This window comes from Pseudoalteromonas rhizosphaerae, assembly GCF_028885455.1.
GTDB lineage: Bacteria > Pseudomonadota > Gammaproteobacteria > Enterobacterales > Alteromonadaceae > Pseudoalteromonas > Pseudoalteromonas rhizosphaerae.
In genome coordinates, this window is sequence record NZ_CP118496.1 from 5,259,803 (window position 1) to 5,285,101 (window position 25,299).

The following is a 25,299-nucleotide window of genomic DNA, read 5'->3' on the forward strand; positions in this document are numbered from 1 at the left end:
ATTAGAGACTTACATGTTAAAAGCAATCCTACTCGCTTGTTCAATCGCAGTTACTGCATCAGTGACTGCTGCAACAGCCACAAATATTGCAAATCAGGCTGAAAAAGTTAGTCCGCTGTTGCCCGGCTTAACAGTGCCAGCAATCACACTGAAAGATAAAACCGGTAAAAATGTTGTTTTAGCTGAACGTTTTGCTGAAAAAACAACGGTGCTTATCGTATACCGTGGTGGTTGGTGCCCATATTGCTCTAAGCAATTAGCGAATGTGCAAAAAATTGAAGCAGAACTGACTGAGTTAGACGCACAAATTATCGCGGCTTCACCCGATAGCCCAGAAAAATTGGCTGAAACTAAAATAGATTCACCAAACTATCAGTTACTTTCTGACGATAGCCTATTGCTAAGCCAAGCGCTTGGTTTAGCATTTTACCTTGATGATAAAACCGCGACTATTTATCGTAATAAACTAGGGGTAAATTTTGTTTCTCTTGAAGGTAAAGCGAAGGTAGCCTTACCTGTACCGGCAGTCTTTGTTATTGATAAACAAGGTTTAGTGCATTTTCAATATGCGAACCCTAATTATAAAGTTCGCTTAACTGAAAGCTTACTATTGGCTGCAGTAAAATCTGTATCTGAGCAATAGCGTAATTAGCAGGGGGCTTTAACCCTCTGCTTACCTACCTGTAGTAAATTCTTGCCATGAATTAATCAGATCAACAAAATCTTCAAAACCACAGCCACTACTTAAACCATTTTCCTCGAGCATAAGCTCATCATCTTGATAAGCAAATAAATCTTCAGAGTCTTGGTGCAAGGCATGGGCTTCAAAAATGGCTTCATCTTTATTTAAGATCAAATCAATTTCTTGACCCTGTAGCGTTAACGGCTCAAAACTACTTGATACTGAGGCTATTAAAGCTTGTACCATAGCAATTTTGTCTTTGCCGATCTCTTCATTTAACCAACGGCCAATAACCGCATGTTCACTGCTAATTTTAATCCGCAGGCCACTTATTGGATCGCGTATAAATTGGTATTCCATAACTTTACCTAAATACAACTAATGATCGGGATTATACCCTAGTCAGTGCTGAATAAATAAAGCCAGTGACAAAAATAGCGCTAAAAAGCGCTATTCTTTGAAGTGATACAGCTACCGATAAGATCTAAACCGCGCGGCATCAATGATTGCCCAAATATAGACGATCGGCAGTAATATAAAACCAATCGCAACATAAATAAGCGCGCCACTAATAACCCACGCTAGGAAGAAACCAATTGCCGCCATAATCCGGCCTTGAACTAACTGCCCTAAACCTGGGAAAAATATATTACAAATCGCTGCGATAACATTACCGCCTGAACCTTGCTCTGCCATGTTAACCTCAATTATTAATTTAATTTTATTCTTATCTACTTACATTCTTCATGCCAATTATTTAGTTATTAAAAATCAATATGTTAAAATCAACGGTAATACGAAGAACTAGCTAAAATCGTGATTTTTACTAAATATAAGTCAAATTGGCGATATCACTTCACACCATTGATCTAGCTTAGCTAAAAAATGACTATAAATGAATCATTAAGTTTTTAAAGCCTTTAGACTATGTATTAAATTAACTGGTTATAAAAACAGTATTTTATTTAGCCTAACAAAAACACCTGTTATACTGCTTTTAATATTGATTGAAAAGGCGTGATGATGGACGTTTCAGAATTACTCGACGGTTTAAATGATAAACAACGGGATGCAGTTGCAGCCCCACTCCAAAATATGCTGGTGCTTGCTGGCGCAGGCTCTGGGAAAACTCGAGTACTCGTTCATCGTATCGCATGGTTAATGCAGGTTGAGCAAGCCTCCGCTTATAGTATTTTTGCAGTAACCTTTACCAATAAAGCAGCTAAAGAAATGCGCACGCGCGTTGAACAAGCCCTTCAAGCACCAGTAGGTGGTATGTGGATTGGTACTTTCCATGGCTTATCACACCGTATATTGCGTGCCCACCATCGCGAAGCAAACTTACCAGAAGCGTTTCAAATTTTAGACTCTGATGATCAACTTAGAATGATCAAACGCTTATTAAAAGCCATGAATATTGATGACAAAAAATGGCCTGCAAAACAGTTTGGCTGGTATATCAGCGCCAAGAAAGATGAAGGTCTGCGCCCCAAAGATATCCAAGCTTACGACATCAACGAACAAATGATGCTTAAAGTTTACACCGCTTATCAAGAAGCATGTGATCGAGCCGGATTAGTTGATTTTGCCGAAATCTTATTACGTAGTTTTGAAGTACTAAAAAATAATCCAACCTTACTACGTCACTACCAGCAACGTTTTGCCCATATGCTAGTAGACGAGTTTCAAGATACCAACACCATTCAATATGCATGGCTTAAATTATTAGCCGGCGATACCAACAGCATCATGATCGTAGGTGATGATGACCAAAGTATTTACGGTTGGCGTGGTGCTAAAATTGAAAACATTAAGCGCTTTTTGACCGATTTTAAAGCCGAAACTATTCGCCTTGAACAAAACTATCGCTCTACTGCCACGATTCTAAAAGCGTCTAATGCACTTATTCAAAATAACTCAGACCGAATGGGTAAAAGCCTCTGGACTGATGGCAATGATGGTGAACCTATTTCTGTTTATGCCGCTTTTAACGAATTAGACGAAGCGCGCTTTGTAAGCAGCAAATTACGCAGCTGGTTAAACGCTGGTAATGCCCTACAAGATGCGGCGATTTTATATCGTAGTAACGCGCAATCGCGGGTACTTGAAGAAGCGATGTTACAAGAAGGCTTGAAGTACCGCATTTACGGCGGTATGCGCTTCTTTGAACGTCAAGAAATTAAAGATGCGCTGGCATATTTACGGCTCGTAGGTAATCGTCAGGATGATGCTGCATTTGAGCGAGTGATTAACACTCCTGCTCGTGGCATTGGCGATAAAACCTTAAGCCATATTCGCGATTGTGCGCGTAGCGAATCATTGCCATTATGGTACGCCGCCAAAGCCATCGTAGAACAACAACATTTATCAGGACGTGCGGCGACGGTTGTTACTAAGTTTGTTGAACTGGTAGAACATATTGAAGATAAAATTGGTGATCTCACTTTAGAAGAGCAAGCGAAATACGCTATTCAAACATCTGGTTTAATGGCGATGTATCAAGCAGAAAAAGGCGAAAAGGGCCGCGCCCGGGTAGAAAACTTAGAAGAGCTGATCAGCGCCTGTGGCCAATACGAACTCCCGGAAGATGAAGAGTTTAGCTCACCACTGCAAGGATTCTTGGCTTATACCTCACTGGAATCCGGTGATGGTCAAGCTGAAGAACATGAAGATGCAGTGCAAATGATGACGTTGCACTCAGCGAAAGGCTTAGAGTTTCCACTCGTATTTATGGTTGGTGTTGAAGAAGGCATGTTCCCATCTCAACAAAGTAATGAAGAATCAGGTCGGTTAGAAGAAGAGCGTCGTCTTTGTTATGTCGGCATGACTCGCGCCATGGAAAAACTCTATATTAGCCATGCCGAGAGCCGCCGTCTTTATGGTCAAGAAAAGTACCACAGTCCATCACGCTTTTTACGTGAAATGCCTGAAGATTGTATTGAAGAAATTCGTATTAAAACTCAAGTATCGCGACCACCCGCAGCAGGACGATTTAGCTCATCAGTAAGTCATGCCGTATTTGAAGAAAGTGGCTTTAGCTTAGGACAACACGTATTACATGCAAAATTTGGTATGGGAACGGTTATTAATTACGAAGGCAGTGGCGCTCAATCTCGCGTACAAGTGAATTTTGATGACTTTGGTAGTAAGTGGTTAGTAACTGTTTATGCACGACTACAAGCCATTTAACTCGTTAATAAGTAATATCCTACCGCAAATTGCCTATGCTAAACATAGGCAATTGCTACTCATTACTGGCGAACAAAACTGGTGTTATCAACAGGCTAATGAGTTACTCAAGCAACTTTGCCATCCGCTTGTTAAGGTATTATCAACTAGTGGCGAACTCACTGACAGTAGCTGGCCTGAACATACTCATCAAATTCTTGGCCAAGAATTTCAGCATGTTATTTATGACGGTTTTAGTGGCTTAGTGCCAGACAAATTTGCTGCTCTTAGTGGCACTGTTCAGGCTGGCGGTTTATTTATTGTATTGTTGCCAGAACTTGATGATTTACACTATTGGTGTGACCCAGCACTGACCGCCTTTCAATCATTTGCTCAACAACAACAGCAGAGTTATTTTAACCAACGCTTTGCACGCTTACTCCAGAGTAATTTGTATCTGCACCTCAGCCAACAATCAGGCTGGCAAACGTTACCAGAAACAAGCCAGCTAGCAGGTAAAATAAACCTAACTGAACAGCAATTTTGCATCGAGCAAATCATTAGAACTGCCAACGGTAGAGCCAATCGCCCTTTATTGATCAGCGCAGATCGTGGCCGCGGAAAATCGGCGGCTTTAGGGCTTGCTGCTGCAACACTTAACGATAAAAAAATACTCATTTGTGCACAGCAGTTTAACGCCCTACACAGCTGTTTTAAACACTTTGCCGCAGCACGAGGATTAAGCTATCAAACTCGGGATAAACAACTCGCCAACTTGCATTATATTGCACCCGATCAATTACTAAATGAACTACCTGACTGTGATGTATTGTTGGTTGATGAAGCTGCTGCGATCCCAGTACCATTATTAATTAAAATGCTCACGCATTATCCCCGCATTATATTTGCCAGCACTATGGTAGGTTATGAAGGGAATGGCCGCGGGTATACTTTAAAATTCAAACGTTACCTAGAGCAACATTATAAAAATATGCATAGTGTTACTCTAGAGCAACCAATTCGCTTCGCAGCGAATGATCCGCTAGAACAGCATATTTGTAATTTGTTAGCACTTGACGCCGATTATCAAGATATTACGCTAGACACCAGCGCTCTGCTCTATTCTGAACTGACTCCCCAACACCTTGCTGAAAATGAAGCACTACTGCGTCAAGTCATTGGGCTATTAGCATTAGCGCATTATCAAACTAGCGTGAATGACTTGCGCCACTTACTCGACGCGACAGAGCAACGCATCTTTGTATGTCAGCAACAAGGCGTTATTATTGCAGTATGCCTAATTGCGATTGAAGGCGGTTTAACCGCAGACTTGAGTCAACAGGTTGTTAGTGGTCAACGTCGCCCACAGGGGCATTTGATGGCGCAAACATTAGCACAGTTAAGTGCTAATGCTGACGTACTAACAAGGTTGTGTGCTCGTGTTGTGCGCATTGCTGTAGCTCCATCACAGCATAGTAAATGTATTGGTTCACAACTTATTGCTCATTGTGAACAGCAACTAGCATCAAGCTGTCACTGGTTTGGAGCCAGTTTTGGCGCTAATGCGAGCCTACTCAAGTTTTGGCAAATGGCGGGGTTTAGTTTAGTTAAACTAGGCTTTATGCAAGATAAAGCGACTGCAGAACATGCAGCTCTTGTGGCTAAAAGTTTAACTGATCGCAGCTCGCTAATTAAAAATCTGAAAACTGATTTTCAATCAGACTTTGCATTGCAACTACTTGATCATTTCAATCAGTTAGATCAACAATTAGTCGAACAAGTACTGCGTGACTGTGCTCAACATAACGCTGATAACATCCAAGATACACGTCTAGCTGCATTACTAACAACAGATTACAAAATTTTTACCATCAAACCTTTATTGTGGCGGACACTTTGGTGCACACCAAGCAGCTTATCTAATTGCGATGAAAATACCAAATGTCTTTTTATTAGACTAATATTACAAAACTGGTCATCACAAAAGGCACAAATAGTTTTACAGATCCGTGGTAAAAAATCACTCGATAAACTATTCAAACAGGCTGTTACTAATTGGTATGAACAATACTTACTTAAAAAATTACCTTAGCGTTCTTTTCTTCTTTTCATTTTCACATAGCAATTTCGCCTATGCCGAGAACAAGCCAGCGATAAAATTAGGCATGTCTACCGCGTTAACAGGACCTGCCAAACAAATTGGTGAACAACTTTACCTAGGTAGTAATATCTATTTTAACAAGCTAAATAAAAACGGAGGTATCAACGGAGCACACGTAGAATTAATAGTCGCCGACGATGGTTATGAACCAAAACGCGCAGTAAGTAATACTCGTCGCTTTATTTATCAAGACAAAGTAGATGCGCTATTCGGTGCAATGGGAACTCCAACAAGCTTTGCTGTTTTACCAATCCTTGAACAACTGCAAATTCCATATTTAATGCCTTACAGCGGCGCTAAATTTTTGCATTATCAGCCAACAATTAATGTATTCAACATAAGAGCTAGCTACGATGATGAAGCTGACGAGCAAATAAAATACCTAGTCGAAGAAAACAATCACACACGTATTGGGTTTTTAATTCAAGCAGATGAATTTGGTCTTGTAGTAGAATCTGGATTGCGAGAATCGCTCGCCAAACACAATCTAAAGCCAGTTAAAGTCGCTCGCTATCAACGAAATAGTAATGATATTAAGGATGCTCTCAAAGCACTAAAAGCCAGCGGTGCTACTGCCATTTGCTTAGTCGGCACATACAAACCATTATCTGAATTTATAAATAGCGCATATGAACAACAGTTTATGCCTGACTACACCAGTATATCTTTTGCCTCAAGCAATGACTTATTTGCTCGCCTAAAATACCCCAGTAAACTTATGGCGACCGAAGTAATTCCTAACCCTAATAAATGTAACGCTTATTGGTGCACTGAATTCTTCAAAGATATGGCTGCAGCGCAAGTTAGCACACCTAGTCGTCTGCACTTTGAAGGCTATCTCAATGCAATGGTGTTTAGCGCCGCAGCACAACGCTGCCCGCAACCACTGCAACATAATTGTTTAATGCAGCGCCTAAATATTATTTTTAGTGAAGATAAACAAATAAACGCGTTATTCGTCAATAAAACTGATAAGAATAAGCATACTGTCTATCGCTCTGTGTTTTAACAAAATAGCTGCGCTTTCTAAATAATGTTCTATTATTAAGCTATATATTTAGGAGGTGAGGACACTATGGACTTAATTAATTTTAGAGTAGGCCAGAAAACAATTTCATTAAAAATTCTCGACATACTTTTAACTGAACGCTTTGAAGATAATTTAACCTCATTACCTAACGACAATAAAAGTTTTATTGGTGTTAAAGACTATATGGAAACCCCCACTCCAATATTTGATCTAGGTATTATTCTCAACAAACAATCAACACAAGATACCAACTTATCATTAGTGAATTTATTTAGTGAGTGGGAACAAAAACAACACGAATGGTTTTTCGCACTTGAAAATAGCATTAACCAAAATCAACCTTTTAACCACAACACTGACATTCAGCAATCTAACTTTGCAAAATGGTACAGCAGCTTTAAAACCGAAAATGAAGATCTTAAAGCAATTATAGAACGATTTAAGATCCCTCATGCACGCTTGTATAGTCGTGCTAATAAGCTAATTGAACTAGTAAAAAAAGGCAATCCAAAGCAAGCTCTTATTGACCTAAATATTGAGCGAAACAGCAATTTTATGCAATTAATTAGACTGTTCGAATCAGCCAAAGAACAAATTATTTTAGATTATAAACCAATCATCATTTTCACAACTAAAGATGGTAGAAACCCACATATAGGACTACTTGTTGATAAAGTCGAGGATAATATCAGTTATAAAAAAGAAGATATCAAGCCTTTAGATAAGCTAACAGATGTAGGTTTTGACATTGACCCGCAGACCAAAAATATGATGCGAGGATTAATAAAACTTGAGCATAAACATAGCGTACTCATAGACCCAAGTGCAATCTTTAGACCTGATCACTTAATGCATCAACATGCTGAAGAAACAGCAGAATATGGGTTGTTTTAGAAGTGCATTTTCTAGATAGCAGTTCCTTTTAAAGGGCGCTAGTTTCTCAAGATTAAAAATGGCGCACACATGTCAAAGGTTAACACTGACGGCTCGAAGCCATTAGCTTTCCTACAGACGTAAAAAAGCCCGACTATTACTAGTCGGGCTTTCTCAATTTGAAGCCATGGTGTGCTGCGCTGTAGGATGTCGTAGTGCCCACGGCGGTAAAAAGTCATACCAATCTGCATAAAGATTAAGTCAATTTTATCCAGTCTCTAGAGCATATGCTTTTAACCGTATCAGGAACAGAAATGAATTTATTCCACGCTTGCGAAACCTGTTCGACTATTTCTTCATAACCACTAAACACACGATTAGATAGACAGTGTTGCCGTATCCAACTCCATACTTGCTCTATTGGATTTAACTCCGGGGAGTAAGGCGGAAGTTTTATTAGCGTGACATTATTGAATGGTTGTACCGTATCAATAGTATGCCAACCAGCGCCATCAACGATCACGACCGCATGACGTCCTGCCTCCGTGGCTTTTGATATTAATTCCATGTGTTGCGTCATGACCTCTTTATTGACGATAGGGCTGATCAGCGCTTCTGTTTTACCATTACTTGGGCAGACTGCACCAAATAAGTATCCATACTCAAACTGCTGTTGTTTTATTGCACGGGGTCTCGTGCCTGTTTCAGCCCATAAGCGTGTTGTTTGATTCTGTTGTCCAAACCGTGCTTCATCTTGAAACCAAACATCAATGCGCTCTAAAGGGAGATGTCCTGGGGTGTGAAGGATCGTTTCCACTTGGAACTTTTTTAAAAGCCTCTTGGCTTTCTTTTGACTGCTTTGGGTGCTTAGAACGGCTTGTGATCCAGCTAAACCCACGCTTCTTGAGCAGTTTGTAAATATGATCGGTGTGATATCTTATGTTGAACTGGTCATAAATATACTGAGCAATATCTTCCCCCATTAGTCTGCCGCCTTCTGAAGAACTTGCTGACTGTTTTACATAATCTGACAGTGTGTTTAGTTGTTGTAAGGTTAATTTAGCTGGACGACCTTTAATCGGTTTGTTGTTCAAGCCAGTAACGCCATTATTAAGGTAGTTTGAAACCCATTTATTGACACTGCCGCGCGCTGTATTTAGCCGCTTAGCAATATTCGTTCTGTTTTCACCCTCAAAGAATAATGAAACAGCAAGCAGGCGTATTCGCTTTCTCGCATTAGGCTCTTTACTGTTACCAGCAATGCAAAAATGATCCACTTCAACAATTGAAATCTGATCCAGTTAACTTAACACTGGTGCTTTTGGATAAGCACCATGATTTCAAAAGAAGAGTTCATGAAAATAAAAGTCTTAGCCATGCAAGGCATGTCTCAACGAGCCATCGCTAAACAATTGGGCATATCGCGCAACACCGTTAAAAAATACCTTCAAGGTGACTTTGACGAGCCGCATTATGCTACTCGTAAAACGGGTATTTCAAAATTAGAGGCATTTAAACCGTATTTACATTCTCGATTAGCTAAAGCCGCTCCAATACATTTATCAGCCGTTGTTTTACTCAGAGAAATTAAAGAGCAAGGCTATACCGGAGAAATATCGTTACTACGCCAGTACTTGTATCAATATCGAGGTAGCGTTGAACCCCAACCCATTATTCGCTTTGAAACAGAAGCGGGCAAACAAATGCAAGTTGATTGGGGCCAAATGCGAGGTGGGAAATCACCACTGCATGTAATGGTCTAATGAAACTGGAGAGGTTTATAGCGTAAAATGAGCTAAACCAAAAAGGTATCACTATGACCAGAAAATCAAAAGTAACACTCAGTGCACAACAAAAACTTGAATATGCCAAATTAATGGTAGAAGAAGGTTATACCAATAAGCAAATTGAAGAGATGTCTGGCGCAGGAAAGTCAGCAGTATCACGTTGGAAGCAACAATATCTATCTGAGCTAGATGGTAAGAGCCCGGGAAATGTACAAGCACTAACACCTGAGCAGCAACGTATTCAATTGCTAGAGAAGCAGCTACAGCGCGCTTTAAGGGATAATGATATATTAAAAAAAGCCACCGCTTTCTTCATTCGCGACAATCAAAATTTAAAGTAATTAAAGCGTTGAAGAAAGCGACCCCAAGCTATACGGTATCTGAGTTGTGTCGTGCTTTAGAAGTCAGTACAAGTAGTTATTACTATGCGCCAGTCACGCCAAATAAGTCAGAGCAGGCACTGCTGGCGTTAATTGAATCTATCGCTGACGATTCCGGTTATACGTATGGTAGACGCAGAGTGCACGTTGAATTGAATGCGTTAAATCATACGATTGGAATATATAAAACAGCGGCACTGATGAAAAAGTTGAATATAAAAGCCATCAGGCCGAAGAAAAAACATTACTACCCTAATTCAGGTGATGAACATAAGTACGCACAGAACCTCTTAAAACGAGAGTTTAACCCTGATTCACATAACACGCATTGGGTCGGTGATATTACCTATATTAGGAATCACCAAGGGTGGAGTTACTTGGCCTGTGTGTTAGATTTATCAACGAGGGAAGTTGTAGGGTATGCCTTATCAACAAGCCCAAATGCTGAATTGGCTATAGCAGCATTGAATAATGCTATTAAGCGTCAACAGCCGGTTTTTAATCAACTGATGTTTCATTCCGATCAAGGGTGTCAGTATTCTGCGGCCTCGTTTAGAGCTCGGTTATCACAACTAACTATAACACAAAGTATGAGTCGTCGAGGTAATTGTTGGGATAATGCAGTAATGGAGCGATTTTTTAGAAGTTTAAAAACAGAGCGACTGAATCGCCTGTCATTTATAAATCATCATTCAGTTATAAGTGAGGTGGACAGTTATATTCAGTTTTACAATTACAAACGTAGGCATTCTACGCTTAATTATATGACGCCACATCAGAAATATAATGAATTAAAAAATGCCGCTTAGAATCTCTACAGAATTTGTTGACCATTACACTTGAGTTGTTCAGGGTCGTCAGGAAGTGAGTGTGCATCAATTTTCATGTTCGCAATTTAACAGAATTTGACGGTGTTTTCTTGCTTGACGCAAAGATAAAACAGACGGTGTGGCAACGATCATTTACTGCCAATATGATCGATTAGATCATCGATTTATACCGCAACTCTTCATGACCAAGCACATCATATCCCGACAACAACCAATTCAGTTGCTCTGGACTGAGCTCAAATTCTTGCAGACTGGCTTTGTTTGGCCATTTGAACTTTTGCTTTTCTAATCGCTTGTACCACAAAGCAAACCCCGTTTTATCCCAGTAAACCAGCTTGAGTTTATCCTTCGCTTTGTTGCAAAATAAAAATAAAGCGCCAGTATAGGCATCACGTTCAAGCTCACCCTCAACGATTGCGACCAGACCATCAATGGATTTTCGAAAATCCACGGCATCGCGATAGAGGTAAATATGTGCAGGTTCAACGAACATTTTCATTAGGCAAGCTCGCGTAACAGTTGACTCAGATAAGTGGCAGGCATTGTGGATGGCAAGCTGACTTTCACGTTACCGATAGCAAGAATGATCGGCTGTTGCTGTTCAGTGGGATCAACGTGTTTAGTGACTTTTGCGCGAACAAAACTACCAGATGCAGCAGTAAGCTTACTTCGTGCCGCATAAAAGCTTGTTTTTGATAAGGCATGTTGCTGGCAAAACTCAGTAATAGTTAAATCGCTGGCTTGTTGTTCTTCGATAATGTTGCGCCACTGCTCAAGGCTACGCATTTTTCTCATGGCTATCTCCTAATTGAAATTCAGAAATAGTTTAATCGGTTTGACGAGTTACTGGCAGGTGCACTTTGCTAGACGCTTACGATAAAGCTAAAAGTTGCTTGGATTTTTCTAAGTTCAATTTAGTAAAAGTAGATAAGTATCAGTGTGCTAATTAGATCACATAATTTGGCAGATTGGTATCACATAGCAAGTGTATAGAGTAGGCTTTAGGCTCTTATTCTTTTCCTTTAACCTATTACCTTTCACCTCGCACCTTTATTTTTTACTTTATTCCAGACGTAAAAAAGCCCGACTATTGCTAATCGGGCTTTCTCTTATTTGGCGCCTGGCAATGTCCTACTTTCACATAGCAAATGCTACACTATCATCGGCGCTGTTTCGTTTCACTACTGAGTTCGGCATGGGGTCAGGTGGGTCCAAAACGCTATTGTTACCAAGCAAATAGGGTGCAAAGGAGTAATGACAAAGCACGTAGTGCTTACATTTCCTTTGCGCAAGGTGCCTCAACTTTAACGCTACGCGCTAAGAGTCACCTCATAAATTTGGAATTCTGATAATAAAGTTTTCAGTAAATCTACTTTAGTCTATTAACTTCTTGCGCTATCAACTATCACATAAAACGCGTTTGGCGTTGTATGGTTAAGCCTCACGGGTAATTAGTACAAGTTAGCTTAACATATCACTATGCTTCCACATCTTGCCTATCAACGTTGTAGTCTTCAACGGCCCTTCAGAGACTTTAAAAGTCTAGTGAGAACTCATCTCGAGGCCTGCTTCGCGCTTAGATGCTTTCAGCGCTTATCAGTTCCGAACGTAGCTACCGGGCAATGCCATTGGCATGACAACCCGAACACCAGCGGTTCGTTCACTCCGGTCCTCTCGTACTAGGAGCAACCCCTCTCAATTCTCAAACGCCCACGGCAGATAGGGACCGAACTGTCTCACGACGTTCTAAACCCAGCTCGCGTACCACTTTAAATGGCGAACAGCCATACCCTTGGGACCGACTTCAGCCCCAGGATGTGATGAGCCGACATCGAGGTGCCAAACACCGCCGTCGATATGAACTCTTGGGCGGTATCAGCCTGTTATCCCCGGAGTACCTTTTATCCGTTGAGCGATGGCCCTTCCATTCAGAACCACCGGATCACTATGACCTACTTTCGTACCTGCTCGACGTGTCTGTCTCGCAGTTAAGCTGGCTTCTACCATTACACTAACCGTACGATGTCCGACCGTACTTAGCCAACCTTCGTGCTCCTCCGTTACTCTTTGGGAGGAGACCGCCCCAGTCAAACTACCCACCAGGCACTGTCCGTAACCCCGATTCAGGGGCCAACGTTAGAACATCAAAACTACAAGGGTGGTATTTCAAGGTTGACTCCACAAAAACTAGCGTCTCTGCTTCTAAGTCTCCCACCTATCCTACACATGTAGGTTCAATGTTCAGTGCCAAGCTGTAGTAAAGGTTCACGGGGTCTTTCCGTCTAGCCGCGGGTACACAGCATCTTCACTGCGATTTCAATTTCACTGAGTCTCGGGTGGAGACAGCGTGGCCATGGTTACACCATTCGTGCAGGTCGGAACTTACCCGACAAGGAATTTCGCTACCTTAGGACCGTTATAGTTACGGCCGCCGTTTACCGGGGCTTCGATCAAGAGCTTCTCCGAAGATAACCCCATCAATTAACCTTCCGGCACCGGGCAGGTGTCACACCGTATACGTCATCTTGCGATTTTGCACAGTGCTGTGTTTTTAATAAACAGTCCCAGCCACCTGGTCACTGCGGCTCCAATCAGCTTAGAGAGCAAGTCTCATCACCAATCGGAGCGTACCTTCTCCCGAAGTTACGGTACGATTTTGCCTAGTTCCTTCACCCGAGTTCTCTCAAGCGCCTTAGTATTCTCTACCTGACCACCTGTGTCGGTTTGGGGTACGATTCGGTATAATCTGAAGCTTAGAGGCTTTTCCTGGAAGTATGGCATCAGCAACTTCATCACCTTAGTGACTCGTCTCGTGTCTCAGCCTAACAGCAACCCGGATTTACCTAAGTCGCTAGCCTACACACTTTCACATGGACTACCATCGCCATGCTTGCTTAGCCTGCTCCGTCCCCCCATCGCAATTATACCAAGTACGGAAATATTAATCCGTTTCCCATCGACTACGCCTTTCGGCCTCGCCTTAGGGGTCGACTTACCCTACCCTGATTAACATGGGATAGGAACCCTTGGTCTTCCGGCGTGCGGGTTTTTCACCCGCATTATCGTTACTCATGTCAGCATTCGCACTTCTGATACGTCCAGCATACCTCCCGGTACACCTTCAACCGCTTACAGAACGCTCCCCTACCACTCAGAATAAATTCTGAATCCGCAGCTTCGGTGCATAGTTTAGCCCCGTTACATCTTCCGCGCAGACCGACTCGACCAGTGAGCTATTACGCTTTCTTTAAAGGATGGCTGCTTCTAAGCCAACCTCCTGGCTGTCTGGGCCTTTCCACATCGTTTCCCACTTAACTATGACTTTGGGACCTTAGCTGGCGGTCTGGGTTGTTTCCCTCTTCACGACGGACGTTAGCACCCGCCGTGTGTCTCCCGGATATTACTTTACGGTATTCGGAGTTTGCAAAGGGTTGGTAAGTCGGGATGACCCCCTAGCCTTAACAGTGCTCTACCCCCGTAAGTATTCGTCCGAGGCTCTACCTAAATAGATTTCGGGGAGAACCAGCTATCTCCCGGTTTGATTAGCCTTTCACTCCTAACCACAGGTCATCCCCTAACTTTTCAACGTTAGTGGGTTCGGTCCTCCAGTTGATGTTACTCAACCTTCAACCTGCCCATGGCTAGATCACCGGGTTTCGGGTCTATACCTTGCAACTATTCGCCCAGTTAAGACTCGGTTTCCCTACGGCTACCCTAATCGGTTAACCTCGCTACAAAATATAAGTCGCTGACCCATTATACAAAAGGTACGCAGTCACCCAACAAGTGGGCTCCTACTGCTTGTACGTACACGGTTTCAGGTTCTATTTCACTCCCCTCACAGGGGTTCTTTTCGCCTTTCCCTCACGGTACTGGTTCACTATCGGTCAGTTGGGAGTATTTAGCCTTAGATGATGGTCCACCTATATTCAGTCAAAGTTTCACGTGCTCCGACCTACTCGATTTCACTTAAAATGCGTTTTCATGTACGGGACTATCACCCTGTATCGTGGCACTTTCCAGAGCCTTCCATTAACACCAATTAAGCTTAAGGGCTGTTCCGATTTCGCTCGCCGCTACTTTCGGAATCTCGGTTGATTTCTTTTCCTACGGGTACTTAGATGTTTCAGTTCTCCGCGTTCGCCTCGTTAACCTATGTATTCAGTTAACGATACCTGCAAGCAGGTGGGTTTCCCCATTCGGAAATCCTAGTCTCAAGTGCTTTTTACTAGCTTGACTAGGCTTATCGCAAGTTAATACGTCCTTCATCGCCTCCAACTGCCAAGGCATCCACCGTGTACGCTTAGTCACTTAACCATACAACCCAAACGGGTCTTTGTTTCGTGACAGTTTAACTTCGCCAGAAGTTAATATTGAATACTAAAGTAGATACCAATCAACAAACGTAAACGTTCATTAAATGGCACTGAATGATACTGCTATCATTCTTTTTTACTTTTGAAAACTCTGTACAAATACACTGTATTCATACGAATTTTATTATCAGCTTTTCCAAATTTTTAAAGAGCATATTAATTAGTTATCCCAAAGGGATACGCACTAATTAACAATCATCTGTGTGGACACTACGAACAAATAAGTTCTAAATCGTATAAGGAGGTGATCCAGCCCCAGGTTCCCCTAGGGCTACCTTGTTACGACTTCACCCCAGTCATGAATCACTCCGTGGTAAACGTCCTCCCGAGGGTTAGACTATCTACTTCTGGAGCAACCCACTCCCATGGTGTGACGGGCGGTGTGTACAAGGCCCGGGAACGTATTCACCGCGTCATTCTGATACGCGATTACTAGCGATTCCGACTTCATGGAGTCGAGTTGCAGACTCCAATCCGGACTACGACGCACTTTAAGTGATTCGCTTACTCTCGCGAGTTCGCAGCACTCTGTATGCGCCATTGTAGCACGTGTGTAGCCCTACACGTAAGGGCCATGATGACTTGACGTCGTCCCCACCTTCCTCCGGTTTATCACCGGCAGTCTCCTTAGAGTTCTCAGCATTACCTGCTAGCAACTAAGGATAGGGGTTGCGCTCGTTGCGGGACTTAACCCAACATCTCACAACACGAGCTGACGACAGCCATGCAGCACCTGTATCAGAGTTCCCGAAGGCACCAAACTATCTCTAGTAAGTTCTCTGTATGTCAAGTGTAGGTAAGGTTCTTCGCGTTGCATCGAATTAAACCACATGCTCCACCGCTTGTGCGGGCCCCCGTCAATTCATTTGAGTTTTAACCTTGCGGCCGTACTCCCCAGGCGGTCTACTTAATGCGTTAGCTTTGAAAAACAGAACCGAGGTTCCGAGCTTCTAGTAGACATCGTTTACGGCGTGGACTACCAGGGTATCTAATCCTGTTTGCTCCCCACGCTTTCGTACATGAGCGTCAGTGTTGACCCAGGTGGCTGCCTTCGCCATCGGTATTCCTTCAGATCTCTACGCATTTCACCGCTACACCTGAAATTCTACCACCCTCTATCACACTCTAGTTTGCCAGTTCGAAATGCAGTTCCCAGGTTGAGCCCGGGGCTTTCACATCTCGCTTAACAAACCGCCTGCGTACGCTTTACGCCCAGTAATTCCGATTAACGCTCGCACCCTCCGTATTACCGCGGCTGCTGGCACGGAGTTAGCCGGTGCTTCTTCTGTAAGTAACGTCACAGATAGCCTCTATTAAAGACTACCCTTTCCTCCTTACTGAAAGTGCTTTACAACCCGAAGGCCTTCTTCACACACGCGGCATGGCTGCATCAGGCTTGCGCCCATTGTGCAATATTCCCCACTGCTGCCTCCCGTAGGAGTCTGGGCCGTGTCTCAGTCCCAGTGTGGCTGATCATCCTCTCAAACCAGCTAGGGATCGTTGCCTTGGTAAGCCATTACCTTACCAACTAGCTAATCCCACTTGGGCTAATCTTTTGGCGTGAGGCCCGAAGGTCCCCCACTTTGGTCCGTAGACATTATGCGGTATTAGCAGTCGTTTCCAACTGTTGTCCCCCACCAAAAGGCATATTCCCAAGCATTACTCACCCGTCCGCCGCTCGTCAGCAAAGTAGCAAGCTACTTTCTGTTACCGCTCGACTTGCATGTGTTAGGCCTGCCGCCAGCGTTCAATCTGAGCCATGATCAAACTCTTCAATTAAAAGTTTTTTGTCTTTCGACAGCTCAATGAATTCTGAATTATTTGTTTTTGTTACCAAAAACGAATTGACTGTGCTGCAATTCTTTTCTTAAGTAAAACCTAAGTAAGTTATTGCTTTTGGTCACTCAGTTTCAATTGAGACTCTAAATTTTTTGCATTGCTTAGCGAACTAAGCTTGGCTGTTAGAACTCAATCTGTACGAGTGCCCACACAGATGATTGCTTTATATTGTTAAAGAACGTCGCGACATTGTCGCTAGGGATGCGTATAATACATCCTTTATTTTTCGAGTCAACACTTAGTTTTAAATTTTCTTGCGAATATTTAAAACCGAAGTTTTATTTAACTCTCTGAGTTGTTCGTGCCTCGCTATGCGTTGGCGTTTCCCGTCTCAGTGGGGTCGCATTATAGGGAGATCCAAAAACAGATCAACCTTTTTTTGAAGAAAACTTAAAATAAAACACTGTTCGCTGAGTATTTAAGCTAAACGCTCAAAAACAACACTAAACTAGACTGTTTTTAACTATATAAGTGTAAGTTAAATGAAGAAACCCAGATTCAATCTTTAATCGAAAAAACGATCCACTACTGAAATGATCAATATTTTGATCAAATGACCTAAGTTTATAATCTTTACCTATGTATATTGTTAATAACTTATGAGGGTCAAACACTGACAGTCGCAGTTATCACGCATTTAAATCATAGATAAAAGTAGACTCTATAGATTTATACAGCTACATATTCAGTAGCAAGATAACTTTCAAAGCTATAAATGTTATTACCGACCATGAAATTTAAATTAACAAGCTAGTTGAATAACAAATGGTTATTAAGGGAAGTAGATTCTAGTGACGCTTAGTGGCTTACAAAGATGTTGGTTTGATAATGGTATAGTTGAGATCTTGCACTATATACAGGGATACTGATAGCGATATTATTTTTTGCCAAATTTTAGATATTAAAAAGCCGAGCTTATGCTCGGCTTTTTGGTGTCTTTAAGACTTACTCAGCAGACTGCGCGTCTTCTTGAACTTCTTCGTTCGCAGATGTGCGACCTACTAGTTCAATATAAGCCATTGGTGCATTGTCACCAGCACGGAAGCCACACTTAATAATACGAGTGTAACCACCTGGACGGTCTGTATTGCGAGGACCGATTTCACTGAACAACTTACCAACTACTTCTTTATCACGCGTGCGAGCAAACGCTAAACGGCGATTTGCTACACTGTCAGTCTTAGCCAGTGTGATTAAAGGTTCAATTACACGACGTAACTCTTTCGCTTTTGGCAAAGTAGTTTTGATGATTTCATGTTTCACCAAAGAACCTGCCATATTGCTGAACATCGCTTTACGATGGCTGCTGTTACGGTTTAATTGACGACCACTCTTACGATGGCGCATGACCCTATCCTTCTAACTAAACTAATATAGTGATTTAGATTATTCAGCTAGGCTTGCAGGTGGCCAATTTTCTAGGCGCATACCTAGAGATAGACCACGTGAAGCTAGCACGTCTTTAATTTCAGTCAGAGACTTCTTGCCTAAGTTAGGCGTTTTAAGAAGCTCGACTTCTGTGCGCTGAACTAAATCACCGATATATTGAATTTGCTCGGCTTTCAAACAGTTTGCTGAACGCACTGTTAGTTCAAGATCATCAACTGGACGAAGTAGAATAGGATCGAATTCTGGCTTCTCTTCTTTCTCTTCTGGCTCAGTAACATCACGTAAGTCTACGAATGCTTCTAGCTGCTCAGCTAAGATAGTCGACGCACGGCGGATCGCTTCTTCTGGATCTATAGTGCCGTTTGTTTCCATATCAATGATTAACTTGTCTAAGTCTGTACGTTGTTCAACACGTGCTGATTCAACCGAGTACGCAATACGTTCAACTGGGCTAAATGATGCATCAAGCAACAATCTACCAATTGGACGCTCATCGTCATCAGAGGATAAACGGCTAGATGCCGGCACATACCCACGACCACGTTCAACACGAATTCGCATGCTGATCGCACTATTATCTGCCGTTAAATGACAAATAATATGATCTGGGTTGGCAATGGTTACATCGCCGTCGTGCTGAATATCAGCCGCAGTCACAGGGCCTACACCAGACTTAGTCAGGGTAAGAAAAACTTCATCTTTACCTTCCAAAGTAACTGCTAGACCTTTAAGATTTAACAGAATTTCAATGATGTCTTCTTGTACGCCTTCTTTCGCGCTGTATTCGTGCAACACACCGTCGATTTCAACTTCGGTTACTGCACATCCTGGCATTGACGAAAGAAGTATACGGCGTAAGGCATTCCCAAGAGTATGACCGAAGCCACGCTCTAATGGCTCTAAAACTACTTTAGAACGAGTTGGGTTAATAGCGTCGATATCGACTAACCTTGGTTTTAGAAATTCTGTAACAGAACCCTGCATTTTATCCTCTCTTAACTCTTAACTTTACTTAGAGTAAAGTTCGACGATTAGTTGTTCATTGATGTCCGCAGACAGGTCTGAACGCTCTGGTAGGCGTTTGAAATTACCTTCCATTTTCTTACCGTCAACTTCAACCCAAGTCGGTTTTTCACGTTGCTCGGCTAGTTCTAGAGCAGCGATGATACGAGCTTGTGTCTTAGACTTTTCACGGATAACTACTACATCTTCTGGAGTAATTACGAATGAAGGAATGTTCACTACACGACCATTAACTAAAACCGCTTTGTGGCTTACTAACTGACGTGCTTCAGCACGTGTGCTTGCAAAACCCATGCGGTATACAACATTGTCTAAACGTTGCTCTAAAAGCTGTAACAAGTTTTCACCTGTGTTGCCCTTAAGGCGAGCAGCTTCTTTGTAGTAGTTACGGAATTGCTTTTCTAATACACCGTAGATACGACGTACTTTTTGCTTTTCACGTAATTGTAAACCGTAATCAGATAAGCGACCTTTACGAGCGCCGTGCTGACCAGGTGCAGTCTCAAGTTTACACTTAGAGTCGATAGCTCTTACGCCGCTCTTAAGGAACAGGTCAGTACCTTCACGACGACTCAGCTTGAGCTTAGGGCCCAAATATCTTGCCATGTTATTTCTCCTAACCTATTGTTAAACGCGACGTTTCTTCGGTGGACGACAACCATTGTGTGGTATTGGCGTCACGTCAGTAATGTTGGTGATACGGTAACCAGCAGCATTCAAAGCACGTACAGCAGATTCACGACCTGGACCTGGACCTTTGATGAAAACTTCTAGATTTTTTAAACCGTATTCTTGAGCAGCAGTACCTGCACGCTCTGCAGCAACCTGAGCAGCGAATGGTGTAGATTTACGTGAACCACGGAAACCTGAACCACCGGCAGTAGCCCATGATAGTGCATTACCTTGACGGTCGGTAATTGTAACAATAGTGTTGTTGAAAGAAGCATGAACATGAGCCATACCATCAGCAACTTGCTTTTTAACCTTTTTACGACGAATTGGTGTCTTAGCCATAATACTATCCCCTTATCGCTTAATAGGCTTACGAGGACCCTTACGGGTACGCGCGTTAGTCTTTGTTCTTTGACCACGTAGTGGTAAAGAGCGACGGTGACGTAGGCCACGGTAACAACCAAGGTCCATAAGGCGCTTGATATTCAAAGTAACTTCACGACGAAGATCACCTTCTACAGTGTACTTGCCAACTGCTTCACGCAATACGTCAAGTGTTTCGTCTGAAAGTTCACCGATTTTTGTGGTTTCGGCGATACCAGTCGCTACTAAGATAGCCTTAGAGCGAGTCTTACCTATGCCATAAATAGCTGTTAAACCAATAACTGCATGTTTATGATCAGGGACGTTAATGCCAGCGATACGGGCCACTAACACATCTCCTATATTTGAATTCGGTTATCATCTGTTTGAAGAGCCCGTAAGGATACTCAAACGAAGACCAAATCACAACTGAAAACACAGGCCGAGAAACCTCAGCCTGCACGACTTATAAATTAACCTTGCCTTTGCTTATGCTTAGGCTCACTGCAAATTACACGTACAACACCGGCACGTTTAATAACTTTACAGTTACGGCATATTTTCTTAACGGAAGCACGTACTTTCATTGCTCAACTCCGTAAACTGACCTTATCGACCGTAGCCTTTAAGGTTCGCTTTTTTCAGCACAGAATCATATTGATGAGACATCATATGAGTCTGTACTTGTGCCATAAAGTCCATGATCACAACAACGATAATCAAAATTGATGTACCGCCGAAGTAGAATGGCGTTTGCCATGCCATGGTCATGAATTCGGGCACCAGACAGATAAAGGTTATATACAAAGCACCTGCCAATGTCAGGCGTGTCATCACTTTATCAATGTATTTCGATGTCTGCTCGCCTGGACGAATACCTGGGATAAATGCGCCAGATTTTTTCAGGTTATCTGCTGTTTCACGTGGGTTAAAAACCAACGCTGTGTAGAAAAAGCAGAAGAAGATAATAGCCGCAGCTAAAACTATTGCATACAAAGGCTGACCTGGAGTCAACGTTGTAGCAATCGCTTGTAGCACATCAGCGACAGGACCTTCCCCCTGGCCGAACCAGCTGGCAATAGTACCAGGGAACAGAATTATACTGCTAGCAAAGATTGGTGGAATAACACCCGCCATGTTTACTTTTAGTGGTAAATGCGTGCTTTGGGCAGCAAATACTTGACGACCTTGTTGGCGCTTTGCGTAGTTAACGACGATACGACGTTGTCCACGTTCAAAGAACACTACAAGATAAGTAACAGCGAATACGATTACCGCAATCAATAACAGTGCTAAAACATGTAAATCACCTTGGCGCGCCATTTCGGCTGTCGAACCAATAGCAGACGGCAGGTTAGCTACAATACCAACAAATATTAGAACTGAGATACCGTTACCGATACCACGTTCAGTTATTTGCTCGCCCAACCACATCAGGAACATAGTACCAGTTACTAAACTCACCACTGCGGTGAAGTAGAAACCGAGACCTGGGTTAACAACTAACCCGTCCATCATACCCGGTAAGCTTGTGGCAATACCGATCGATTGGATAGTAGCAAGCAAGAGCGTGCCGTAGCGTGTGTACTGGCTAATTTTCTTACGACCTTGTTCACCTTCTTTCTTAAGCTCTATAAACGGAGGATACATATGCGTTAATAGTTGCGTAATAATTGAAGCTGTGATGTAAGGCATTATACCCAGTGCTAACACCGAAGCGCGCTCAAGCGCACCACCGCTGAACATGTTGAACATTTCAACAATGGTGCCCTTTTGTTGCTCGAAGAAATCGGCAAGTACAGCGGCGTCAATCCCAGGGATTGGCACAAATGAACCTAGACGGTAAATAATGATAGCGCCCAATACGAATAGTAATCGACGTTTCAATTCCGAAAGCCCACTTTGTGCACTTTGTGTATCTTGACCTGGTTTAGCCATTAGTACTTCCTTAGTCTTCTACCTTGCCTCCGGCGGCTTCGATAGCTTCGCGAGCACCTTTAGAGGCTTTAAGGCCTTTAACGGTAACAGCGCGTGAAACTTCGCCAGATTTAACAACTTTAACGAACAGAACGTTCTTTTTAACTAGACCAGCTGCCTGTAGCGTACCTAGGTCTACCACATCGCCTTCAACTTTAGCGATCTCGTATAGGTTTATTTCTGCAGATACTAAAGATTTGCGAGAAGTGAAACCAAACTTAGGTAGACGACGTTGCATAGGCATTTGACCGCCTTCAAAACCAACGCGTACTTTACCGCCAGAACGTGACTTTTGACCTTTGTGACCACGGCCACCAGTCTTACCTAGACCAGAACCGATACCACGACCAACACGTTTACCAGCAGATTTAGAACCTGCAGCAGGAGAAAGTGTATTCAAATGCATTCGAATTACCCCTCAACCTTAACCATGTATGAAACTTGGTTGATCATACCACGTACACATGCTGTGTCTTCTAACTCAACAGTGTGATTGATACGACGTAAACCAAGACCGCGTAATGTAGCTTTATGTTTCGGTAAACGACCGATAGAGCTCTTTACTTGTGTTACTTTTACAGTTTTATTAGCCATGGTTTACCCCAGAATCTCGTCTACTCGAAGACCACGTTTTGCAGCGATCGACTGAGGAGAATTCATATTCTCAAGAGCTGAGATCGTTGCACGTACAACGTTGATCGGGTTAGTAGAACCGTAACATTTAGAAAGTACGTTCTGCACACCAGTAACTTCTAGTACTGCACGCATAGCACCACCTGCGATGATACCAGTACCTTCAGATGCTGGTTTCATAAACACAAGAGAGCCAGCATGACGTCCTTTAACAGGATGCTGTAATGTGTTGCCATTTAGGTCTACGTTGATCATGTTACGACGTGCTTTTTCCATTGCTTTTTGAATAGCAGCTGGAACTTCACGTGCTTTACCATAACCGAAACCTACTTTACCTGCGCCGTCACCAACTACAGTTAGTGCAGTGAAGCTAAAGATACGACCACCTTTAACTACTTTAGACACACGGTTCACCGCGATTAGCTTTTCAGCTAGATCAGGCTGTTGTTGCTTTGCTTCTACGTTAGCCATTGTCTACTCCTAGAATTGCAAACCGGCTTCACGCGCAGCATCTGCTAGCGCCTTCACACGGCCGTGATATTTAAAGCCACTGCGATCAAAAGCAATCTTTTCGATGCCTTTGTCAGCCGCACGTTCAGCAACCGCTTTACCAACTGCTTGCGCAGCTGCAACGTTGCCTGTGCCTTTAACTGTTTCGCTAATAGCTTTCTCAACAGTAGAAGCAGCAGCCAGTACATTACCCTCAGCGTTTACAACTTGAGCGTAAATGTGACGTGGCGTGCGGTGGATAACAAGACGCGTTGTGCCTTGTTCAATATAATTTCTACGAGTGCGTTTAGCACGACGTAGACGAGCTGTTTTTTTATCCATCGTCTTACCTTACTTCTTCTTAGCCTCTTTACGGCGTACATTCTCATCTGAATAACGAACACCTTTACCTTTATAAGGCTCAGGTTTACGGTATGCACGAATGTTAGCAGCTGTTTGACCAACTAACTGCTTATCTACGCCCTTAACTAGAACTTCTGTTTGGCTTGGAGTTTCAATCGTAATTCCTTCAGGAACTGCGAAATTAACTGGGTGTGAGAAACCAAGAGTTAAATCTAATGTTTTACCCTTAGCTGCAGCACGGTAACCAACGCCTACTAACTGAAGTTTCTTCTCGTAACCTTCATGCGTACCAACAATCATATTGTTGATTAGAGCGCGAGCAGTACCTGCTTGTGCCCATGCATTGGCTACGCCTTCACGAGGTAAAGTTGTAATAACGTTGTCGTTAAGTTGTACTTCAACTGCAGAGTTGATAGTACGCGTTAATTCGCCGTTTTTGCCTTTAACTGTGATGTCCTGGCCTTTTAATGTAACTTCTACACCGGCAGGAACATTAATTGGTGCCTTTGCTATGCGAGACATAGTTCCCCTCCGATTAAGCTACAAAACCAATGATTTCACCACCAACACCAGCACTACGTGCGGCGCGGTCTGTCATTAGGCCTTTAGAAGTTGATACGATAGCGATACCTAGACCACCCATTACCTTTGGTAATTCGTCACGTCTCTTATAGATACGTAAACCAGGGCGGCTAACACGCTGGATATTTTCAATAACAGCTTTGCCTTCGAAGTATTTCAACTCGATAGAAAGCTCAGGTTTAACATCACCGCTGATTGTGAAATCAACGATATAACCTTCATCTTTTAATACTTTAGCTAATGCTACTTTCAGCTTTGAATTAGGCATCGTTACAGATACTTTTTTCGCTGACTGACCGTTACGAATTCGTGTAAACAAATCCGCGATAGGATCTTGCAAGCTCATAGTCTTACTCCCGTGATTCTATTACCAGCTAGCCTTTTTAAGGCCAGGAATTTCACCGCGCATAGCTGCTTCGCGAACTTTAATACGGCTCATGCCGAATTTGCGAAGGTAACCATGTGGGCGGCCCGTAATGTTACAACGATTACGTTGACGTGCAGGGCTAGAATCACGTGGTAAAGCTTGTAGCTTAAGTACCGCGTCCCAACGATCATCGTCAGATGTTTTCACATCACTGATGATAGCTTTTAGTGCTGCGCGCTTTTCAGCGAACTGAGCAACTAATTTCGTGCGCTTTGCTTCGCGCGCTTTCATAGAATTCTTTGCCATAACCCTACC

The 25,299-nt window shown here is 42.8% G+C and carries 26 protein-coding genes and 3 rRNA genes; 7 read left to right on the forward strand and 22 right to left on the reverse strand.

Annotated elements, in window-relative coordinates:
• Positions 1-13 precede the first annotated feature (13 nt).
• On the forward strand, positions 14-643 hold the full coding sequence (locus PVK79_RS23025) for a peroxiredoxin-like family protein (protein WP_182760397.1): 630 nt from the start codon (positions 14-16) through the stop codon (positions 641-643).
• 30 nt (positions 644-673) lie between these two features.
• Here PVK79_RS23025 and PVK79_RS23030 read toward each other — a convergent pair whose 3' ends face one another.
• Together PVK79_RS23030 and PVK79_RS23035 are read right to left on the reverse strand one after the other, a co-directional pair.
• Positions 674-1,042 (reverse strand): YacL family protein, encoded by a 369-nt coding sequence (locus tag PVK79_RS23030; protein WP_145242569.1) that lies wholly within the window; start codon positions 1,040-1,042, stop codon positions 674-676.
• A gap of 111 nt (positions 1,043-1,153) precedes the next feature.
• Positions 1,154-1,378 carry a hypothetical protein gene (locus PVK79_RS23035; RefSeq protein WP_145242571.1) on the reverse strand — a complete coding sequence of 75 codons (225 nt, stop codon included), beginning with the start codon at positions 1,376-1,378 and terminating at the stop codon, positions 1,154-1,156.
• 327 nt (positions 1,379-1,705) lie between these two features.
• Here PVK79_RS23035 and uvrD point away from each other — a divergent pair, with 327 nt between their 5' ends.
• From uvrD to PVK79_RS23055, 4 genes are all read left to right on the forward strand, one after another.
• Entirely contained in the window at positions 1,706-3,871 is a 2,166-nt protein-coding gene (gene uvrD / locus PVK79_RS23040; protein WP_145242582.1) for a DNA helicase II, read from the forward strand.
• The gene (locus PVK79_RS23045) at positions 3,849-5,942 is read left to right on the forward strand and encodes a tRNA(Met) cytidine acetyltransferase TmcA domain-containing protein (RefSeq protein ID WP_257324968.1); all 2,094 of its coding nucleotides are present in this window, start codon (positions 3,849-3,851) and stop codon (positions 5,940-5,942) included. Before uvrD ends, PVK79_RS23045 begins: the two co-directional genes overlap by 23 nt.
• A 73-nt stretch (positions 5,943-6,015) precedes the next feature.
• On the forward strand, positions 6,016-7,020 hold the full coding sequence (locus tag PVK79_RS23050) for an ABC transporter substrate-binding protein (RefSeq protein ID WP_257324969.1): 1,005 nt from the start codon (positions 6,016-6,018) through the stop codon (positions 7,018-7,020).
• 66 nt (positions 7,021-7,086) lie between these two features.
• Positions 7,087-7,935 carry a chemotaxis protein gene (locus PVK79_RS23055; protein WP_145242578.1) on the forward strand — a complete coding sequence of 283 codons (849 nt, stop codon included), beginning with the start codon at positions 7,087-7,089 and terminating at the stop codon, positions 7,933-7,935.
• A gap of 235 nt (positions 7,936-8,170) precedes the next feature.
• Here the strand turns inward: PVK79_RS23055 and PVK79_RS23060 are convergent.
• Positions 8,171-9,191 (reverse strand): IS630 family transposase gene (locus PVK79_RS23060; RefSeq protein WP_425607870.1). Its coding sequence is split into 2 segments (ribosomal slippage): positions 8,171-8,743 and positions 8,745-9,191, totalling 1,020 coding nucleotides; the frame shifts between segments, so codons are not numbered across the junction.
• Between the two features lie 78 nt (positions 9,192-9,269).
• Between PVK79_RS23060 and PVK79_RS23065 the strand changes: the two genes are divergently transcribed.
• The gene (locus PVK79_RS23065; protein WP_274803996.1) at positions 9,270-9,677 is read left to right on the forward strand and encodes a helix-turn-helix domain-containing protein; all 408 of its coding nucleotides are present in this window, start codon (positions 9,270-9,272) and stop codon (positions 9,675-9,677) included.
• Between the two features lie 53 nt (positions 9,678-9,730).
• A protein-coding gene (locus tag PVK79_RS23070) for an IS3 family transposase (protein ID WP_257324972.1) occupies positions 9,731-10,890 on the forward strand; the annotation gives its coding sequence in 2 pieces (ribosomal slippage) (positions 9,731-10,004 and positions 10,004-10,890; 1,161 coding nt in all).
• A gap of 172 nt (positions 10,891-11,062) precedes the next feature.
• Here the strand turns inward: PVK79_RS23070 and tnpB are convergent.
• The 19 genes from tnpB to rpsN form a co-directional block, all read right to left on the reverse strand.
• Positions 11,063-11,410 carry an IS66 family insertion sequence element accessory protein TnpB gene (gene tnpB, locus PVK79_RS23075; protein ID WP_182740947.1) on the reverse strand — a complete coding sequence of 116 codons (348 nt, stop codon included), beginning with the start codon at positions 11,408-11,410 and terminating at the stop codon, positions 11,063-11,065.
• The gene (gene tnpA / locus PVK79_RS23080; protein WP_182762792.1) at positions 11,410-11,706 is read right to left on the reverse strand and encodes an IS66 family insertion sequence element accessory protein TnpA; all 297 of its coding nucleotides are present in this window, start codon (positions 11,704-11,706) and stop codon (positions 11,410-11,412) included. Before tnpA ends, tnpB begins: the two co-directional genes overlap by 1 nt.
• A 323-nt stretch (positions 11,707-12,029) precedes the next feature.
• A 5S ribosomal RNA gene (gene rrf, locus PVK79_RS23085) occupies positions 12,030-12,144 on the reverse strand.
• Between the two features lie 197 nt (positions 12,145-12,341).
• A 23S ribosomal RNA gene (locus PVK79_RS23090) occupies positions 12,342-15,228 on the reverse strand.
• A 296-nt stretch (positions 15,229-15,524) separates the two neighbouring features.
• Positions 15,525-17,066, reverse strand: a 16S ribosomal RNA gene (locus PVK79_RS23095).
• The 16S, 23S and 5S rRNA genes sit together here, the layout of an rRNA operon.
• 1,005 nt (positions 17,067-18,071) lie before the next feature.
• On the reverse strand, positions 18,072-18,473 hold the full coding sequence (gene rplQ / locus PVK79_RS23100) for a 50S ribosomal protein L17 (RefSeq protein ID WP_016710207.1): 402 nt from the start codon (positions 18,471-18,473) through the stop codon (positions 18,072-18,074).
• 39 nt (positions 18,474-18,512) lie between these two features.
• The gene (locus PVK79_RS23105; protein ID WP_145241913.1) at positions 18,513-19,499 is read right to left on the reverse strand and encodes a DNA-directed RNA polymerase subunit alpha; all 987 of its coding nucleotides are present in this window, start codon (positions 19,497-19,499) and stop codon (positions 18,513-18,515) included.
• Between the two features lie 24 nt (positions 19,500-19,523).
• The gene (rpsD, locus tag PVK79_RS23110) at positions 19,524-20,144 is read right to left on the reverse strand and encodes a 30S ribosomal protein S4 (RefSeq protein ID WP_016710205.1); all 621 of its coding nucleotides are present in this window, start codon (positions 20,142-20,144) and stop codon (positions 19,524-19,526) included.
• Between the two features lie 21 nt (positions 20,145-20,165).
• Positions 20,166-20,552: a 30S ribosomal protein S11 gene (gene rpsK / locus PVK79_RS23115; protein WP_002959471.1), complete on the reverse strand. Its 387-nt coding sequence runs from the start codon at positions 20,550-20,552 to the stop codon at positions 20,166-20,168.
• Positions 20,553-20,564: 12 nt separating this feature from the next.
• Positions 20,565-20,921 (reverse strand): 30S ribosomal protein S13, encoded by a 357-nt coding sequence (rpsM, locus tag PVK79_RS23120; RefSeq protein ID WP_145241916.1) that lies wholly within the window; start codon positions 20,919-20,921, stop codon positions 20,565-20,567.
• A 125-nt stretch (positions 20,922-21,046) separates the two neighbouring features.
• Entirely contained in the window at positions 21,047-21,160 is a 114-nt protein-coding gene (gene rpmJ, locus PVK79_RS23125) for a 50S ribosomal protein L36 (protein ID WP_002959476.1), read from the reverse strand.
• 22 nt (positions 21,161-21,182) lie between these two features.
• On the reverse strand, positions 21,183-22,511 hold the full coding sequence (gene secY, locus PVK79_RS23130; RefSeq protein WP_145241918.1) for a preprotein translocase subunit SecY: 1,329 nt from the start codon (positions 22,509-22,511) through the stop codon (positions 21,183-21,185).
• Positions 22,512-22,521: 10 nt separating this feature from the next.
• A complete protein-coding gene (gene rplO / locus PVK79_RS23135; RefSeq protein WP_064668467.1) occupies positions 22,522-22,956 on the reverse strand; it encodes a 50S ribosomal protein L15 in 435 nt (144 codons plus the stop codon).
• 5 nt (positions 22,957-22,961) lie between these two features.
• Entirely contained in the window at positions 22,962-23,144 is a 183-nt protein-coding gene (gene rpmD / locus PVK79_RS23140) for a 50S ribosomal protein L30 (RefSeq protein ID WP_016710201.1), read from the reverse strand.
• A gap of 3 nt (positions 23,145-23,147) precedes the next feature.
• Positions 23,148-23,654, reverse strand: coding sequence for a 30S ribosomal protein S5 (gene rpsE, locus PVK79_RS23145; protein WP_002959485.1), 507 nt, complete (start codon positions 23,652-23,654; stop codon positions 23,148-23,150).
• A gap of 9 nt (positions 23,655-23,663) precedes the next feature.
• Positions 23,664-24,014 (reverse strand): 50S ribosomal protein L18, encoded by a 351-nt coding sequence (gene rplR / locus PVK79_RS23150; RefSeq protein WP_008115388.1) that lies wholly within the window; start codon positions 24,012-24,014, stop codon positions 23,664-23,666.
• Positions 24,015-24,023: 9 nt separating this feature from the next.
• Positions 24,024-24,557, reverse strand: a complete 534-nt coding sequence (gene rplF, locus PVK79_RS23155) for a 50S ribosomal protein L6 (RefSeq protein ID WP_145241920.1) — start codon at positions 24,555-24,557, stop codon at positions 24,024-24,026.
• Positions 24,558-24,570: 13 nt separating this feature from the next.
• Positions 24,571-24,963 carry a 30S ribosomal protein S8 gene (gene rpsH / locus PVK79_RS23160; protein WP_145241923.1) on the reverse strand — a complete coding sequence of 131 codons (393 nt, stop codon included), beginning with the start codon at positions 24,961-24,963 and terminating at the stop codon, positions 24,571-24,573.
• Between the two features lie 21 nt (positions 24,964-24,984).
• Complete coding sequence (rpsN, locus tag PVK79_RS23165; RefSeq protein ID WP_058562128.1) at positions 24,985-25,290, reverse strand: 30S ribosomal protein S14; 306 nt, start codon at positions 25,288-25,290, stop codon at positions 24,985-24,987.
• Positions 25,291-25,299: the final 9 nt, after the last annotated feature.

Coding starts and splice junctions, on each gene's coding strand:
- rplO (WP_064668467.1), bottom strand. CDS start 22,956: ATGCATTTGAATACACTTTCTCCTGCTGCAGGTTCTAAATCTGCTGGT.
- rplR (WP_008115388.1), bottom strand. CDS start 24,014: ATGGATAAAAAAACAGCTCGTCTACGTCGTGCTAAACGCACTCGTAGA.
- PVK79_RS23105 (WP_145241913.1), bottom strand. CDS start 19,499: ATGCAGGGTTCTGTTACAGAATTTCTAAAACCAAGGTTAGTCGATATC.
- PVK79_RS23035 (WP_145242571.1), bottom strand. CDS start 1,378: ATGGCAGAGCAAGGTTCAGGCGGTAATGTTATCGCAGCGATTTGTAAT.
- PVK79_RS23025 (WP_182760397.1), top strand. CDS start 14: ATGTTAAAAGCAATCCTACTCGCTTGTTCAATCGCAGTTACTGCATCA.
- rpsK (WP_002959471.1), bottom strand. CDS start 20,552: ATGGCTAAGACACCAATTCGTCGTAAAAAGGTTAAAAAGCAAGTTGCT.
- secY (WP_145241918.1), bottom strand. CDS start 22,511: ATGGCTAAACCAGGTCAAGATACACAAAGTGCACAAAGTGGGCTTTCG.
- PVK79_RS23045 (WP_257324968.1), top strand. CDS start 3,849: ATGCACGACTACAAGCCATTTAACTCGTTAATAAGTAATATCCTACCG.
- rpsD (WP_016710205.1), bottom strand. CDS start 20,144: ATGGCAAGATATTTGGGCCCTAAGCTCAAGCTGAGTCGTCGTGAAGGT.
- rpmJ (WP_002959476.1), bottom strand. CDS start 21,160: ATGAAAGTACGTGCTTCCGTTAAGAAAATATGCCGTAACTGTAAAGTT.
- rpsE (WP_002959485.1), bottom strand. CDS start 23,654: ATGGCTAACGTAGAAGCAAAGCAACAACAGCCTGATCTAGCTGAAAAG.
- rplF (WP_145241920.1), bottom strand. CDS start 24,557: ATGTCTCGCATAGCAAAGGCACCAATTAATGTTCCTGCCGGTGTAGAA.
- PVK79_RS23050 (WP_257324969.1), top strand. CDS start 6,016: ATGTCTACCGCGTTAACAGGACCTGCCAAACAAATTGGTGAACAACTT.
- rpmD (WP_016710201.1), bottom strand. CDS start 23,144: ATGGCTAATAAAACTGTAAAAGTAACACAAGTAAAGAGCTCTATCGGT.
- PVK79_RS23055 (WP_145242578.1), top strand. CDS start 7,087: ATGGACTTAATTAATTTTAGAGTAGGCCAGAAAACAATTTCATTAAAA.
- tnpB (WP_182740947.1), bottom strand. CDS start 11,410: ATGAAAATGTTCGTTGAACCTGCACATATTTACCTCTATCGCGATGCC.
- PVK79_RS23030 (WP_145242569.1), bottom strand. CDS start 1,042: ATGGAATACCAATTTATACGCGATCCAATAAGTGGCCTGCGGATTAAA.
- tnpA (WP_182762792.1), bottom strand. CDS start 11,706: ATGAGAAAAATGCGTAGCCTTGAGCAGTGGCGCAACATTATCGAAGAA.
- PVK79_RS23065 (WP_274803996.1), top strand. CDS start 9,270: ATGAAAATAAAAGTCTTAGCCATGCAAGGCATGTCTCAACGAGCCATC.
- uvrD (WP_145242582.1), top strand. CDS start 1,706: ATGGACGTTTCAGAATTACTCGACGGTTTAAATGATAAACAACGGGAT.
- rpsH (WP_145241923.1), bottom strand. CDS start 24,963: ATGAGCTTGCAAGATCCTATCGCGGATTTGTTTACACGAATTCGTAAC.
- rpsN (WP_058562128.1), bottom strand. CDS start 25,290: ATGGCAAAGAATTCTATGAAAGCGCGCGAAGCAAAGCGCACGAAATTA.
- rplQ (WP_016710207.1), bottom strand. CDS start 18,473: ATGCGCCATCGTAAGAGTGGTCGTCAATTAAACCGTAACAGCAGCCAT.